General features: G+C 39.1%; 21 protein-coding genes. 9 read left to right on the top strand and 12 right to left on the bottom strand.

The genetic code is table 11. From position 1 onward, the window contains the following. Positions 1-528: 528 nt before the first annotated feature. The 3 genes from PN471_RS20280 to PN471_RS20270 all read right to left on the bottom strand — a co-directional run bounded on the left by PN471_RS20280 (position 529) and on the right by PN471_RS20270 (position 3,075). A complete protein-coding gene (locus tag PN471_RS20280; RefSeq protein ID WP_271778382.1) occupies positions 529-1,158 on the bottom strand; it encodes a class I SAM-dependent methyltransferase in 630 nt (209 codons plus the stop codon). Between the two features lie 257 nt (positions 1,159-1,415). Further along, positions 1,416-2,102 (bottom strand): GNAT family N-acetyltransferase, encoded by a 687-nt coding sequence (locus PN471_RS20275; protein WP_271778381.1) that lies wholly within the window; start codon positions 2,100-2,102, stop codon positions 1,416-1,418. After that, complete coding sequence (locus PN471_RS20270; RefSeq protein ID WP_271778380.1) at positions 2,095-3,075, bottom strand: glycosyltransferase family 2 protein; 981 nt, start codon at positions 3,073-3,075, stop codon at positions 2,095-2,097. Before PN471_RS20270 ends, PN471_RS20275 begins: the two co-directional genes overlap by 8 nt. Positions 3,076-3,446: 371 nt before the next feature. On the opposite strand from PN471_RS20270, the gene PN471_RS20265 reads away from it, so the two are divergent. Together PN471_RS20265 and PN471_RS20260 are read left to right on the top strand one after the other, a co-directional pair. After that, positions 3,447-3,779, top strand: coding sequence for a hypothetical protein (locus tag PN471_RS20265; RefSeq protein ID WP_271778379.1), 333 nt, complete (start codon positions 3,447-3,449; stop codon positions 3,777-3,779). Between the two features lie 59 nt (positions 3,780-3,838). Further along, entirely contained in the window at positions 3,839-5,935 is a 2,097-nt protein-coding gene (locus PN471_RS20260) for a pentapeptide repeat-containing protein (protein WP_271778378.1), read from the top strand. Positions 5,936-6,189: 254 nt separating this feature from the next. On the opposite strand, the gene PN471_RS20255 is transcribed toward PN471_RS20260, so the two are convergent. From PN471_RS20255 to PN471_RS20245, 3 genes are all read right to left on the bottom strand, one after another. Beyond that, complete coding sequence (locus PN471_RS20255; protein ID WP_271778377.1) at positions 6,190-6,387, bottom strand: type II toxin-antitoxin system HicA family toxin; 198 nt, start codon at positions 6,385-6,387, stop codon at positions 6,190-6,192. A gap of 1 nt (position 6,388) precedes the next feature. Next, positions 6,389-6,634, bottom strand: a complete 246-nt coding sequence (locus PN471_RS20250) for a DUF1902 domain-containing protein (RefSeq protein WP_271778376.1) — start codon at positions 6,632-6,634, stop codon at positions 6,389-6,391. A 187-nt stretch (positions 6,635-6,821) separates the two neighbouring features. Beyond that, positions 6,822-7,379, bottom strand: coding sequence for a Uma2 family endonuclease (locus tag PN471_RS20245; protein WP_271778375.1), 558 nt, complete (start codon positions 7,377-7,379; stop codon positions 6,822-6,824). Between the two features lie 222 nt (positions 7,380-7,601). Between PN471_RS20245 and PN471_RS20240 the strand changes: the two genes are divergently transcribed. The 3 genes from PN471_RS20240 to PN471_RS20230 all read left to right on the top strand — a co-directional run bounded on the left by PN471_RS20240 (position 7,602) and on the right by PN471_RS20230 (position 8,719). After that, positions 7,602-7,838: a DUF433 domain-containing protein gene (locus tag PN471_RS20240; RefSeq protein WP_193899767.1), complete on the top strand. Its 237-nt coding sequence runs from the start codon at positions 7,602-7,604 to the stop codon at positions 7,836-7,838. After that, a complete protein-coding gene (locus tag PN471_RS20235) occupies positions 7,838-8,194 on the top strand; it encodes a DUF5615 family PIN-like protein (RefSeq protein WP_271778374.1) in 357 nt (118 codons plus the stop codon). Before PN471_RS20240 ends, PN471_RS20235 begins: the two co-directional genes overlap by 1 nt. Before the next feature lie 207 nt (positions 8,195-8,401). Beyond that, on the top strand, positions 8,402-8,719 hold the full coding sequence (locus tag PN471_RS20230) for a hypothetical protein (protein ID WP_271778373.1): 318 nt from the start codon (positions 8,402-8,404) through the stop codon (positions 8,717-8,719). Here PN471_RS20230 and PN471_RS20225 read toward each other — a convergent pair. From PN471_RS20225 to PN471_RS20215, 3 genes are read right to left on the bottom strand one after another with little or no spacing between them, the layout of a single operon-like run. Beyond that, the gene (locus PN471_RS20225) at positions 8,693-8,839 is read right to left on the bottom strand and encodes a hypothetical protein (protein WP_271778372.1); all 147 of its coding nucleotides are present in this window, start codon (positions 8,837-8,839) and stop codon (positions 8,693-8,695) included. The two genes, PN471_RS20230 and PN471_RS20225, sit on opposite strands and share 27 nt — an antisense overlap. Before the next feature lie 22 nt (positions 8,840-8,861). After that, a complete protein-coding gene (locus tag PN471_RS20220) occupies positions 8,862-9,125 on the bottom strand; it encodes a Txe/YoeB family addiction module toxin (RefSeq protein WP_168643673.1) in 264 nt (87 codons plus the stop codon). Continuing rightward, positions 9,118-9,372 carry a type II toxin-antitoxin system Phd/YefM family antitoxin gene (locus PN471_RS20215; protein ID WP_271778371.1) on the bottom strand — a complete coding sequence of 85 codons (255 nt, stop codon included), beginning with the start codon at positions 9,370-9,372 and terminating at the stop codon, positions 9,118-9,120. The genes PN471_RS20220 and PN471_RS20215 overlap by 8 nt, the downstream gene beginning before the upstream one ends. A 30-nt stretch (positions 9,373-9,402) precedes the next feature. On the opposite strand from PN471_RS20215, the gene PN471_RS20210 reads away from it, so the two are divergent. From PN471_RS20210 to PN471_RS20195, 4 genes are read left to right on the top strand one after another with little or no spacing between them, the layout of a single operon-like run. After that, a complete protein-coding gene (locus PN471_RS20210) occupies positions 9,403-9,672 on the top strand; it encodes a hypothetical protein (protein WP_271778370.1) in 270 nt (89 codons plus the stop codon). A 37-nt stretch (positions 9,673-9,709) separates the two neighbouring features. Then, a complete protein-coding gene (locus PN471_RS20205; RefSeq protein ID WP_271778369.1) occupies positions 9,710-10,039 on the top strand; it encodes a hypothetical protein in 330 nt (109 codons plus the stop codon). Further along, positions 10,036-10,488: a type II toxin-antitoxin system YhaV family toxin gene (locus PN471_RS20200; protein ID WP_271778368.1), complete on the top strand. Its 453-nt coding sequence runs from the start codon at positions 10,036-10,038 to the stop codon at positions 10,486-10,488. Before PN471_RS20205 ends, PN471_RS20200 begins: the two co-directional genes overlap by 4 nt. Then, positions 10,478-10,642, top strand: coding sequence for a hypothetical protein (locus tag PN471_RS20195; protein ID WP_271778367.1), 165 nt, complete (start codon positions 10,478-10,480; stop codon positions 10,640-10,642). The genes PN471_RS20200 and PN471_RS20195 overlap by 11 nt, the downstream gene beginning before the upstream one ends. Positions 10,643-10,732: 90 nt before the next feature. Here PN471_RS20195 and PN471_RS20190 read toward each other — a convergent pair whose 3' ends face one another. From PN471_RS20190 to PN471_RS20180, 3 genes are all read right to left on the bottom strand, one after another. Then, positions 10,733-11,062, bottom strand: a complete 330-nt coding sequence (locus PN471_RS20190) for a XisI protein (RefSeq protein WP_271778366.1) — start codon at positions 11,060-11,062, stop codon at positions 10,733-10,735. After that, complete coding sequence (locus PN471_RS20185; RefSeq protein WP_271778365.1) at positions 11,050-11,421, bottom strand: XisH family protein; 372 nt, start codon at positions 11,419-11,421, stop codon at positions 11,050-11,052. Before PN471_RS20185 ends, PN471_RS20190 begins: the two co-directional genes overlap by 13 nt. Positions 11,422-11,624: 203 nt before the next feature. Next, positions 11,625-11,952 (bottom strand): hypothetical protein (locus tag PN471_RS20180; RefSeq protein WP_271778364.1); only part of this gene is annotated, 328 nt, incomplete at its 5' end.

Here is an 11,952-nt window from a genome sequence, read left to right as displayed (position 1 = left end):
TGCAGCCTACAAAACAAAAAACAAATCTCAAAACCAAAGAACCGTGGGGCGCACGGTCTTAAAGCTCAGTTAATGTCCTCATAGAGGAGTCACTGAGAAGCCCACACTCACCTGAAAGGGAGTGTGTGGAGTACGTCACTGCTGTCCGCGCTGGTACTAATCATTAAAGGGAAGAGCGATGGATTTTTCGACGTTGCTGATTAAGGGTATGAATTTTAGTCTCACGCAAAGGCGCAAAGACGCAAAGGTAAGAGTTTTAAAGATTCAATTTGGGAACTTCATACCTCAATTCAGCAACGCCGATTTTTCTAAGCAGTCAGCAGCCTCGTTTTGTTCTAGAGAATCTCCGTAAAATAATTTGTCAGTTTTCATTGAAAGAATAGGTAAAAGTGTTTCTATTTATCAATACCTTGTCCATTTCCTGGTTTGTTAGGTTAAGCGACAGCGCAACCCAAGGCATTTGTTGGGTTTCATGCTTCAACCCAACCTACAAATCTATTGTTTATTAAAGATATGTGATTTTTCCGTTTAATCAGGTTTTATACATTCTATAATGATATGAGTATAGGGTATCCTTAATAAATCATGACGGATGTTACAGGATGTATGTGGGGGGGGGAAGAAATTATACCCCAGATTTAAGTAACCTTTTTCATCCCTTACATTTTGTCCCCGGTCTTTAGATATAATCCATCTGGCAAGGGGGGATTGATTCTCTGTGTAGCAGTTCTCAACAGCTACTAATCGGCCTCCGGGTTTTAAGGCAGTGTGAGCTAATTTAAACAGTTTTTCTGCTTCTATATCGTCAAGATGATGTAATACTCCAAACACTACAACAATATCAAAATATTCCCTATATGTGAGGTTGTCAGATGTGACTAGTTCACAGATAAAGGTTCCCTGATTGCCATAACGCTTTTTGGCATCACTAATATACTTTGAACTGGCATCAAATCCTATATACTCTACTTGGGGTAAGTAGGATAATAGATCAGCAGGGCCACAACCAATATCTAGTATGCGATCGCCGATACTGGGTCTGAGATAATTTTTAATCAGAATATTATAGGCTCTGTCTTGACCTAGGATTTTTTGAAATAAGCTATAAAAGAAAGGGATTGAAAGGATTGAGCGAATTCCTTGGGTAATTTGGGGCATCTTGGTATGGGGGTCTAAATATTACGCTGTGGACTAATTTTTATCTACTGACTCACAAATATGTAATATGTACTATTCACAGCAATTATTTTACCTCATATGACAACTTTTAATTACTCTAAAAGTAAATGATAAACTGGAGAATCTCCGTCAAATAATTTGTCAGTTTTCATCTTTTACTACTACCAATAATAATACCTAATATGATTAAGCCTAAGCCTATGGATTTGGAAAGGTGACTGTAAAATAATTGTTAATTACTCTAAAAGCAAATGATAAATATCTGCTGGATTTCTAAATTTAAATCCTAAAGACGAGTAAAGATTTAAAACAGGAATATTAGATGCAGATATAGAACTTGTTAACTCAGAATAACCTTTTTCAAATAATTTTTGACAAGCAATACTCCAAAAGTATTTTGCAAGTCCTTTTCCTCGATATTCTTCAGTCAAGGCATGAAGGAGTATTTTATTATTTGAATAACCCCAAAAACCAGCTACTTTTTCAGAAATCATCAGTGTAAAAACTTGCTTTGATTGATGAAGTTCTCTCAACCATAAATCATATCGAATATCAGCCAGATGTTTTTTCAATTTAAAATCTCTGTGAAACCGACCATGACTAAATGCGCCGTAAACACTATTACTCAAGTGTTCTATATCTACTAAATCGGAAATGTGTATTCCTTCTTTTTGATATGTAGCTAGATTTGCATAATTACAGTAGGGTTCGATTAAGGTATCACAATAATAAAACCCAAATTCATGCAATATTTTCTTATTATTTAGCGGATTTAGCTTAACTGTATAATGACCCAGTCGGTTTTCTTGAAAAATTCTTTCTAATGTTTTTTTGAGATTTACATCTGAAGTATATACAATCTCAAATGTATTAAATCCAAATGTTCTGGAATCCCACGGTGTAGCAATAACATCCTCAAACATATAAATTAACTGACTTTTCTAGTTTATTGGTGGAGTCTTTGGTAGTACCTAAATTGAATGTTGAGTTTCTGACTAAATATAAAGGTCTTTTCTTGATTTCATCAAAAGTTTTCCCCAAATAAACGCCTAAAATTCCTAAAATAGAAATAATAATTCCTCCCAAAAAATATAGGGAAACAATAATACTACTCCAACCTGTTACAGTTGCACCATAAACCAAAACTTCAATAAGTATATAAAGTCCATAAATAAAAGCAAAAGTAGAAATGATAAAACCTAGTTTAATGGCTAATCTCAAGGGTTTATCAGAATAAGCTATAATTGTTTCACTAGCTAATTTCCATAATTTAGCAAAGGTATAGGTACTTTTCCCAGCGAAGCGTTCTTCATGGAAAACATCAATACTAGCAGTCGAAAATCCCATCCAATCTACTAAACCTCCAAAAAATCTCAGTCGTTCACGCATTAGACAAAAACTCTGGGAAACTTGTCGAGATATTATCCGAAAATTGCCAACTTCACCGTCATATTGCAGTTCAGTAAAATAATTGAAAATCTGGTAAAATAGCCATGATGTCACTTGTTTTAAGGGAGGATCTTTTCGTTTTCCCCTCCTAGCTAAGACAACATCATAACCTTCTTGAGCCTTAGCATAAAGTCGGGGAATTTCTTCTGGTCTGTCTTGCAAGTCACAATCCATAACTACAACCCAGTCACCATCACAATGGTCTAAGCCTGCGGTTATACCATAATGTTGACCGAAATTCCGACTAAATTGAATTCCTTTTACCCGTGAGTCAGTCTTACTTAACTCCACAATAATATCCCAAGAGCGATCGCCCCCACAATCCTCAACTAAGATTAATTCAAAGTCTTGTGTAATCGTCTCTAATGAATCCGCAAGACGCTTATACAAAACGTATAAACAGTCTTCTGCTTTATAGACTGGGATCACCACGGAAATGTGAGGCATAATTCAGGACAGTAGATTTACTGGAAAGTCAATAAGCAATACTATTGTATACTGCCACATTGTGCCAATATAACTTTTAACATATTGTAACATTTTTATTAAGGGCATAGAATCTAAAGCTACTCTTGCTAAGGAAGAGAATTTTCCGGTTTCCCCTTTTGGTAAGGGGGATTAGGGGGGATAATGTGGGAATCAGAGTTCCAGCATTAGTTTCATCCCTCATTTACCTGGGAGAAAATTATTTTTTGGTGCTGAAGATGGTGGTGAACATCATCAACATTCCTCCTATCAAAATAGCGATCGCTAATCCTCCAGCCAGTAAATCCAAAGTATTATTATCCATTCTCATCCAAAATTAGACATTATAATTTATGAACTCTCAACCAGAAGAAGATTTACAACGTCGGCTCCAAAACCTAGCAGCAGAAATCAAGTCTGCCGGTGAAAATGCTCGTCAATCAGAAACAGAGACACCTGTAACTAGAGTTGCCCAATGGAATTTATATTTAGAAAGATCCAGAAATTGGTTTAATGGCTTATCAATAATTAAAAAGCTGGTAGTGACAGGTATAGTCATGCTGATAACCGTTTGGATGTTGCAAACAGTATTTGCTCTAGTTGCTTCCGTAATTAGTCTGGCGGTTTTGGCAGTGTTAGTGTATCTTGGATACAAATTTTTTATTGCTAATGGACAAAGAAAATAAGCAATAGCCTATTTGAGTCATGCCAATGGTGGCGTAAAAAAATTACAGGTAATTACACGATGGCGAATCCAATGATCGGCAAAAGTAGTAGTCAGTCTAGCCGCCCCAAAGAACCGAAAAAAGCTAAAATTACACCATTAGCAACGAGGCGTTTTGTAGCTTGGACGGTGGAAATAACACTCCTTATTGCCACTGGGTTAGTTCCTTATAGTTTAGGCGTATATGTAAATTCTCGGAGTGAGATGCGGCGAGTACCGCTGAATCCTGTCTTGGTAGTCACAGAAAAAGCGATCGCTAGACCACTAGCATTACCCATCAGTTATGGTATTCGCAACGTCGCCTGGCCGACCAATATCCTGTGGACATTAGCCCTATTATTGCCCACAAGCCTCTGTGGGTGGCAATTGTATTTACTGGCTAAAACAGGCAGCACCATTCCCAAACGGTGGTTTGGTGTGCGAGTAGTAAACGAAGCCGGAACAGCCCCAGGTTTAGGCGCAGTCGTAGTGAGAGAAGGATTAGGACGTTGGACAATCCCAGTTTCCGCAGTATATCTCCTCTGGCGTTACAGCTTTGTTTTCCCCAACTTGGCTCTGTTTATATCTTTAACAATGTTAATGATCTTAGCAGAATCAAAAGGCTGGCCTAACCAAAAGCGTCCCCGCTCTTTCCATGATCAACTTGCAGGGACATATACAATAGATGCAACCAGCACTGTTATTCCTTCTGGGGAGCATTCAACCACAACCGAAAATAATGTAGATAGTTCACAATCTCCTTCCCCTGCTTCCCCCAGAAATAATTCTAGTATCAGCCTGTTTTTAGTAGGGTTAACTAGCATGGTTGCTGTGTTATCAACCTTAATAGGTACACAAATCTACATCCAAACCCAAGAAAGCCAGCGGAGAAGCGAACAAACTAATAGTCAAAAGTTCCTTGAACTCATCAAAGCACTCAATCCCAATAACGGTGTTACCAACGAAGACCGCCAAAGAGTTATTTTAGCCCTGGGTAGTGTTGATGATAAACAAGCCATTAAATTATTAATTGACTTATTGGTTAAAGAAACAGACCCCAAAACCCTGGATACCATTCAACAAGCCTTAACTAATGCTGGTTTTAAAGCCATTCCTGAATTAAACCGCATGAATCAGTTTCTCGCTGGAGAACTAGCATCTGTGGGTAAAAGTCCCAATGGGGAAATTAGACAAAATCAGCTAATTCTCACCCAGCAGGTAATTAATAAAATTCTGGCTATCTATAGTGGCGAAACTAACAAGATTGACTTGAGCAATGCTCAATTGGGTTCTCAAGCATCTGGAGAAAAGCCCTTATTTAACTTGGTATTAAACAACGTTGATTTATCAGGAATTGTCTTGAAATCAGCAAATCTTAACCAAGCTAACTTCCAAGGTAGTCGTTTCCGCAGCGTGGGTGAAGATGGACGTTGGGATACTTATGATGATGCGATCGCTGATTTAAATAACACTCAACTAAAGCAAGCTAACTTAAGTAATACCAACTTGAGTCGGGTTTCCATGAGTCGTAGTGATTTAAGTCGGGCTAATCTTAACAAAGCCAACTTATCATACACCCGTTTATTTGGGACTAATCTCAGTAGTACCCAGTTAGTAGGTACAGATTTACGAAATGCAATTTTAGAAAATGCCAGCCTTACAAATGCAGATTTAAGCAACGCTAACTTAACAGAAGCAAATTTATATGCCGCCAATTTAGTCCGGGTTTCTGCCATTGGTACACAATTAGCCTACGCGAATTTAACTAAAACGGACTGGCAAGGTGCAGATTTATCGGAAAGCTATTTAGATTATGCTAATCTCAGTCATGCTAACTTAAGTGCTACTCGACTCACTGGCGCTAGTTTACGCTCGACTAACTTAGAAAACGCTAATTTCCGAAATGCTGATTTAAGTCGTGCAGACTTACGAGGAGCAAATGTTGCTGGAGCAGATTTTCAAGGCACAATTCTCTTTGTTAGTAAACAAAATCTAGCAGATCGGTTTGTGGAAACACCTGATCTTGGTTCACAAAATGCCTCAATTAAAGGAGTAGATTTCAGTCAAGCTAAAAATTTAGATCCCCAACAATTGGCATTTATTTGTACTCAAGGTGGACTAAATTCCCGTTGTCCATAATCACGTCAACCACCCATCACTTCCCTTCAGGTAATTATGATCTCGTTGAAAAAATCATAACTCTGTTCGCGTAGCGTCTCCGAAGGAGAAACTCCTGACACCGAACTCAGGTTGGAATCAGATGTGGTCGGGATTTAAGCTTAAGTTGACACCAATGCTTTGGGGGGGGCAGCGATCGCCCTCCCAGACCGCAAACAGCGAACTGCTTGCAGCAGCGCTTCGCTATCGTCCTTACTCCCTCAAAAACGATCATTCTAAAAGGCCTTAGGTAATCCGGCTTGCTTCAGAATTGCATTAGCTGTGTGCCGAGATTTGATAGATTGGTCAACCACAAATCTTCTTTGTGTGAGTGGACTGTACCAAATTTCATGATCTCCTTTGCCACTTCGTTCAAAGTAGCAACCTACTCCATCAAGGATTTTCTTAAGTTCAGGAGTAAATGATTTTGCCATATCACACATTCACTAGGATTTTACTAATCCGTTGACTAATAAGATCGATTGAAATTTCTTGACCTGAATCACCTGAGATCACTTGATTCAGTTCTAAAAGCTCTGGAACCATAATCATGAGCTTCTGCTCTAGATATTCTAAAGAACTAGCTTCTGTTACTAAACCGGGTACATCTTCACTAGAGGCAGTCCAGACTTGAGCCTCTTCATCCCAGAAAGCATGGACTTTTAAAGATAATTCACTCATAAACGTACACCATGACACAACGATCGCATCCCCCAATTATACTTCCCATCCCAGGAATGATCGCTCTCAATGATTTATGTTACCCTGATCGCACCTCCCACACCCCAAACAGCGAACTGACAAAAGCCGCATCCAAGAAACAGCACTTGCCCTATCGCCCCCCACATCCTCCCAAACAGCGATTCTCTCAAAAAATTAACCAGCTAAAAACTTCTCGAACGGTTATATCTAATTCAACCCCTGTAATAACTGGTAAGCGATCGCTATTTTTAAGTTCCCTAACTCGGCGATCGCTATCTACAACTAAAATGCTTTCATCTTCAGGATCTAGCAACCATCCCAATTCCGTCCCATACTCGGCACAGTGTAGTAATTTGGCTAGAACTTGTTTATATCTCTGATCGGGAGATAGAATTTCAATAGCCCAATCTGGATGGATTTCAAAACGATTGGCAATCCGTCCTGACGACAATCGAGGAATTCGCTCCCAACGAAATACAGCTATGTCGGGAACGATCGCTAATCCACCAAAAACACAGCCTAGTTCGGGAAAGGCTTTGGCGATTTTTTGAGGCTTGGCAATTTGATTAATTCTTTCGCAGAGGTCAATCTGAAGTTGACTATGTTCCCCTTGAGGCATCGGTTTTTGTATGATCTGTCCATTAATAAATTCGGAAGCAGGTTCTGTTTCTGGTAATTGCAAAAACTCTTCGATTGTTACGGGTCTAATTGCTGTAACTATCATCGCTTCATACCCTCCAAAATCTCTTTAATTGTAACAGCGATCGCCCACCCACACCCCAAACAGGGATACCTTCGGTAAGCTACCGCTAACGCTCCTCCCCACATCCCAAAACAGCGATATCTATGCCTACGGCACGCTGCGCGAACGGTAAGCTTGGCTAACACAATTTACATATCATTCAAGTTATAATAAGAGAAGATTAGGTTATATATTCAACAAAACATGACACTAAACAACTTATTAGAAACTCAGGGAATTATTCACTGCGATCCTGAAATTATGAGTGGAGTTCCAGTATTTGCGGGAACTCGTGTTCCTTTACAAACATTTTTTGACTATCTTGAAGGCGAGGGTGGATTAGCTGAGTTTATTAATGATTTTCCCTATTTGGAGACTCAAACTATGAAAGTTTTAGAAAATGCAGCTAAATTAATAATTGCTCAGGAACGTTGCGCTTAATGATAATATTACTAGATGAAAATCTTTTAAGTAAAAAACTCAAACAACCTTTTTTAAATAAAGGTTATATTGTTTACAATGTTAATGATATGGGGTGGCGTGGTTTTAAGGATCACCAAATTCTTGATTTGGCTGAAAAACATCCTTTTGATGTGTTTATTACGGCCGATAAAAATCTTCCTTATCAGCAAAATTTAACTGATAAAACTTTGAAAATTATTATTTTAAACTCTCGTAGCACTCGTCCTGATCATTTAGTACCTCTAAAGAAAAAAATTAGTGAAATGATCTCATCTTTATCAATAGGTTCATCTGTATTTATCAATGATGCGGGTGAGATTGAATCGGTTGGTTAATTATTTAGTTACTAGCAGATAATTATTTCTAACAATTTTCACAACCTCAAGCGATCGCCCCTTACATCCCTAAAAAGCGAACTGCTTGCAGCAGCGCTTCGCTATCGCCCTCACATCCCCTAAAAGCGATCGCCCTCTCACATTCCCAAAAGCGGTATCTTTGGTATAATTAGAATATTAGTTTAATTGCAATATTAAAAACATACTATGAGTGTACAACGGTGGAATGATGAAATGCTTGATGATTTGGCTTCCAGTGTGACTGAGTTGCGAGAAAGTGTGACTGAGTTGCGAGAAAGTGTGACTGAGTTGCGAGAAAGTGTGACTGAAGTTAGGGAAAGTATAACTGAAGTTAAAGATAGCATAGATGGGTTGAGAGTAACGGCTCAAGCATTGCTACAAGTAGCTGCTCAAAATCAGCGAGAAATGGAATTGATCAAACAAAGACAAGCTGAAAGCGATCAGCGATTTAATATTTTATTGGAAGAAGTCCGTTATTTAACTCGTGGAAATAGAGATGATTAGTTCTCGATTCTCCACATCCCCAAAAAGCGATCGCTCCTCCACATCCCAAAAAAGCGATCGCTCTCCCACATCCCAAAAGCGAACTGCTTGCAGCAGCGCTTCGCTATCGCACTCCCACATCCCCAAAAAGCGATTACACTGATTATTCTTGATAATGATAGCGACATGAAATAATTGTCAGATAATCATCATCGATAGCATAAATAAGGCGATTTGTTTCATCAATACGGCGAGACCAAAAACCTGACAAATTCTCTTTCAATGGTTCGGGTTTACCGATTCCTTCAAAGGGATCTGATAAAGTATCTTCGATAAGTCGATTGATTCTTTTTAAAGTTTTCTTGTCTTGAGATTGCCAATAAAGATAATCTTTCCACGCTTTACTACCCCAAGCTAATTTACGCATCGATTAAATCGTGTTCTTGTGTTTTCCCTGCTTTGTATTCGGTGATCGCTTCTTCTAAATGTTGAGCATTAGCAGGAGATTTTAACAGATAAACTGTTTCCATCAGACTGTCATAATAACTTTTAGACATGACTACAGCATCTTCTGCATCTCTTCTCACAATGACGGTACAGTTTTTATCATTAGCTACTGTATCTAGTACGGATTTAAAATTGTTTCTTGCTTCGCTAAAGTTGACGATGTTCATGGCTAGAGTTGTACATAGTTAGGTACAACTATGATTATAGCCTTTTTTGACTCTTATCCCCAAAAAGCGATCGCTCTCCCCACATCCCTAACAGCGATCGCCCCTCACATCCCAAAACAGCGATCGCACCTCCCCACATCCCAAAACAGCGATCGCACCTCCCCACATCCCCAAAACAGCGATACCTACGGTGAGCTACCGCTAACGCACTCTCCACATCCCCAAAAACAGCGATCACCAGAAATGCGAAAAGTTCAAAGTGATCGCAATAATAGCGTCAATTATAGTGAAAACTGCTAAGATAATATTATCGTTATTACAATTTGTACTAACATCTATGGATTCCAAAACATACCCTCTTGCTCCTGCGAAAATTGGCAATTCTTCGGGCTTCAGGTTGCCTGTATCGTTTTATCGTGACCACCCTCGATTTGCTAATGCGACTGGATGGGTAGAGGTTCTTGCTGATGATACGCTTTTGATTAAGCTCGAACCAGTTACGAATGAGCCAGAAAGTGAAGAAGAAAACAATGAACTAATACTTAGTTTGTTTTTAGACTTTATCACTAAGGATGCTCTCAAAAATAGCGATCGCCTTGAAGCTTATACAGAAGCGATGGCTCAAGATGATGATGAACTCCTTGAAGGGGTTGAACTCGATTCATGAGTGCAATCATTCGCAACGGTTGGGAAATTTACTTCCATCGAAATTTATTTGGCGAGCAAAGACGGCAACTAAAGGAACAGGTTAAACAACTAAAAGCAAATCTACCGCCTGAAGAGTTTGTTAAACATCCTACGGTTAAATTGCTTGCTGCGGTGATGGTGGGGATTAAGGAAAAAATAGTTCTCGATCCGTTAGCTCCTCAATTTGCTCTCAAGGGTGCGTTGAGGCATTATGGACGATTGAAGGGAATGGGATTAAGTGATCGCTATCGGCTCTTTTTTCGTGCTTTTGATTCAGGAGGTCGGAAGGTATTAATTGTGCTTTGGTTGAGATTTCCACGGAAGGAAGGTGATAAAAATGATTGCTATGAGGTGTTTTCGCGGATGGTGCATAATGGCGATTTTCCTGAGAATTTAGAACAACTGCTTTCGGAAACTGGTGTTATTTAATCTCTCAATTCATCTCAAATCAAACAGCGATCGCCCTCCACACCCCCAAAACAGCTATCGCTCTCTCACCTCCCCAAAAAGCGATCGCTCCTCACATCCCCAAACAGCGATCGCACTCCATCATCCTAAAAGCGATCGCACTCCATCATCCTAAAAGCGATCGCACTCCATCATCCTAAAAGCGATCGCCCTCCCCACATTTCCAAAAAATAGATCACCATTAAAGACCTGAATTACGTAAGATTCAAATAGCTGCAAATTCTGTGAATTTTCGTTTGTATGGAGCTTTAAATGCTAAAACTATATCTTGTTTAGGAACTCCAGCTTCTACTAATTCATTAGCAATTCCTATTTTTGTTCCATCGCGTTCAATCCAAATTTTACCGTCTTTGATTTCTATATGAATAATACATCCAAATATTCGCGTTAAATCTTGCCAACCAAGATTAAGAACTTGATATCTATCACGCTCTGTATCAAATATTAATTTAACTTCTGTCTGATTATGGCAACTATTTTTCACATGATTTTCAAGAATTTTTTGGACTATTTCTTTATAATTTAGTCTCTCCATATCAAAATCTCCTCTTGTTCTGGATTAAAAATTAGTAATTTTAGTTCATACTCAGTAATTATTCTCTGAATAAATCTGCGACTAAAAAACTCATTATAAACATCTACCGGAATAGCTAAATACAAAATTCGATCAGGTTCGGTCAATCTCAAAGCTGAACGGTAATTGAGACATTGACCAAGTGCTAGGTGAAATTCGGTTACCTCTGATGCTCCTAAGAATGATTTTATCTCTGCTGTTAAATCTATGTAAAAATCAATATCTTCAACTTGAATAAATAGATTTTCGTTTGTGATGTTCCATCCATCTTTTACTAAGGCTGTTTTAACTGTTGTATGAAATAAATCTTTAGCTGGCATACATAAATTAAGTTTATTTAATCATTGTTTATATCATAATGTGAAGGTGATCGCCCCTCACACACACCCAAAAGCGATCCTTACTTTTCCCGTTATCTTGCTGTTTCAGCATAACCGTCAATATTCCTACCGCCACAAGCCTTATTCTAGCGTCGTATATTGTCATTAAGCAACACTTATTGCAAATACAGTTAATCCTGAAACTATTGCCTAGAAAGCATTTCAGAGATGACGTGAAAAGTAAGAAAAGCGATCGCATCCCCACTTCCCAAAAGCGATCGCACTCCATCATCCCCCAAACAGCGATACCTTCGGTAAGCTACCGCTAACGCACTCCCCTCATCCCCAAAAGCGATCGCACCTCCACATCCCCGAAAAAGCGATCGCCCCTCACATCCCCAAACATCGATCGCCCTCCACACCCCCAAAACAGCTATCGCTCTCTCACCTCCCCAAAAAGCGATCGCACTCCCACATCCCCAAAAAGCGATCGCACTCCCACATCCCCAAAAAGCGATCGCACCCCCACAT

The organism is Aphanizomenon sp. CS-733/32 (assembly GCF_028330045.1).
GTDB lineage: Bacteria > Cyanobacteriota > Cyanobacteriia > Cyanobacteriales > Nostocaceae > Dolichospermum > Dolichospermum gracile.
The sequence above is the reverse complement of the archived record's forward strand: the minus strand, read 5'-3'. Positions and strand labels throughout refer to the sequence as shown.

What these genes read in the sequence shown, in the direction of transcription:
- PN471_RS20280 (WP_271778382.1), bottom strand. Translation starts at nt 1,158, where the DNA reads ATGCCCCAAATTACCCAAGGAATTCGCTCAATCCTTTCAATCCCTTTC.
- PN471_RS20275 (WP_271778381.1), bottom strand. Translation starts at nt 2,102, where the DNA reads ATGTTTGAGGATGTTATTGCTACACCGTGGGATTCCAGAACATTTGGA.
- PN471_RS20270 (WP_271778380.1), bottom strand. Translation starts at nt 3,075, where the DNA reads ATGCCTCACATTTCCGTGGTGATCCCAGTCTATAAAGCAGAAGACTGT.
- PN471_RS20265 (WP_271778379.1), top strand. Translation starts at nt 3,447, where the DNA reads ATGAACTCTCAACCAGAAGAAGATTTACAACGTCGGCTCCAAAACCTA.
- PN471_RS20260 (WP_271778378.1), top strand. Translation starts at nt 3,839, where the DNA reads ATGGCGAATCCAATGATCGGCAAAAGTAGTAGTCAGTCTAGCCGCCCC.
- PN471_RS20255 (WP_271778377.1), bottom strand. Translation starts at nt 6,387, where the DNA reads ATGGCAAAATCATTTACTCCTGAACTTAAGAAAATCCTTGATGGAGTA.
- PN471_RS20250 (WP_271778376.1), bottom strand. Translation starts at nt 6,634, where the DNA reads ATGAGTGAATTATCTTTAAAAGTCCATGCTTTCTGGGATGAAGAGGCT.
- PN471_RS20245 (WP_271778375.1), bottom strand. Translation starts at nt 7,379, where the DNA reads ATGATAGTTACAGCAATTAGACCCGTAACAATCGAAGAGTTTTTGCAA.
- PN471_RS20240 (WP_193899767.1), top strand. Translation starts at nt 7,602, where the DNA reads ATGACACTAAACAACTTATTAGAAACTCAGGGAATTATTCACTGCGAT.
- PN471_RS20235 (WP_271778374.1), top strand. Translation starts at nt 7,838, where the DNA reads ATGATAATATTACTAGATGAAAATCTTTTAAGTAAAAAACTCAAACAA.
- PN471_RS20230 (WP_271778373.1), top strand. Translation starts at nt 8,402, where the DNA reads ATGAGTGTACAACGGTGGAATGATGAAATGCTTGATGATTTGGCTTCC.
- PN471_RS20225 (WP_271778372.1), bottom strand. Translation starts at nt 8,839, where the DNA reads ATGTGGGAGTGCGATAGCGAAGCGCTGCTGCAAGCAGTTCGCTTTTGG.
- PN471_RS20220 (WP_168643673.1), bottom strand. Translation starts at nt 9,125, where the DNA reads ATGCGTAAATTAGCTTGGGGTAGTAAAGCGTGGAAAGATTATCTTTAT.
- PN471_RS20215 (WP_271778371.1), bottom strand. Translation starts at nt 9,372, where the DNA reads ATGAACATCGTCAACTTTAGCGAAGCAAGAAACAATTTTAAATCCGTA.
- PN471_RS20210 (WP_271778370.1), top strand. Translation starts at nt 9,403, where the DNA reads ATGATTATAGCCTTTTTTGACTCTTATCCCCAAAAAGCGATCGCTCTC.
- PN471_RS20205 (WP_271778369.1), top strand. Translation starts at nt 9,710, where the DNA reads ATGGATTCCAAAACATACCCTCTTGCTCCTGCGAAAATTGGCAATTCT.
- PN471_RS20200 (WP_271778368.1), top strand. Translation starts at nt 10,036, where the DNA reads ATGAGTGCAATCATTCGCAACGGTTGGGAAATTTACTTCCATCGAAAT.
- PN471_RS20190 (WP_271778366.1), bottom strand. Translation starts at nt 11,062, where the DNA reads ATGGAGAGACTAAATTATAAAGAAATAGTCCAAAAAATTCTTGAAAAT.
- PN471_RS20185 (WP_271778365.1), bottom strand. Translation starts at nt 11,421, where the DNA reads ATGCCAGCTAAAGATTTATTTCATACAACAGTTAAAACAGCCTTAGTA.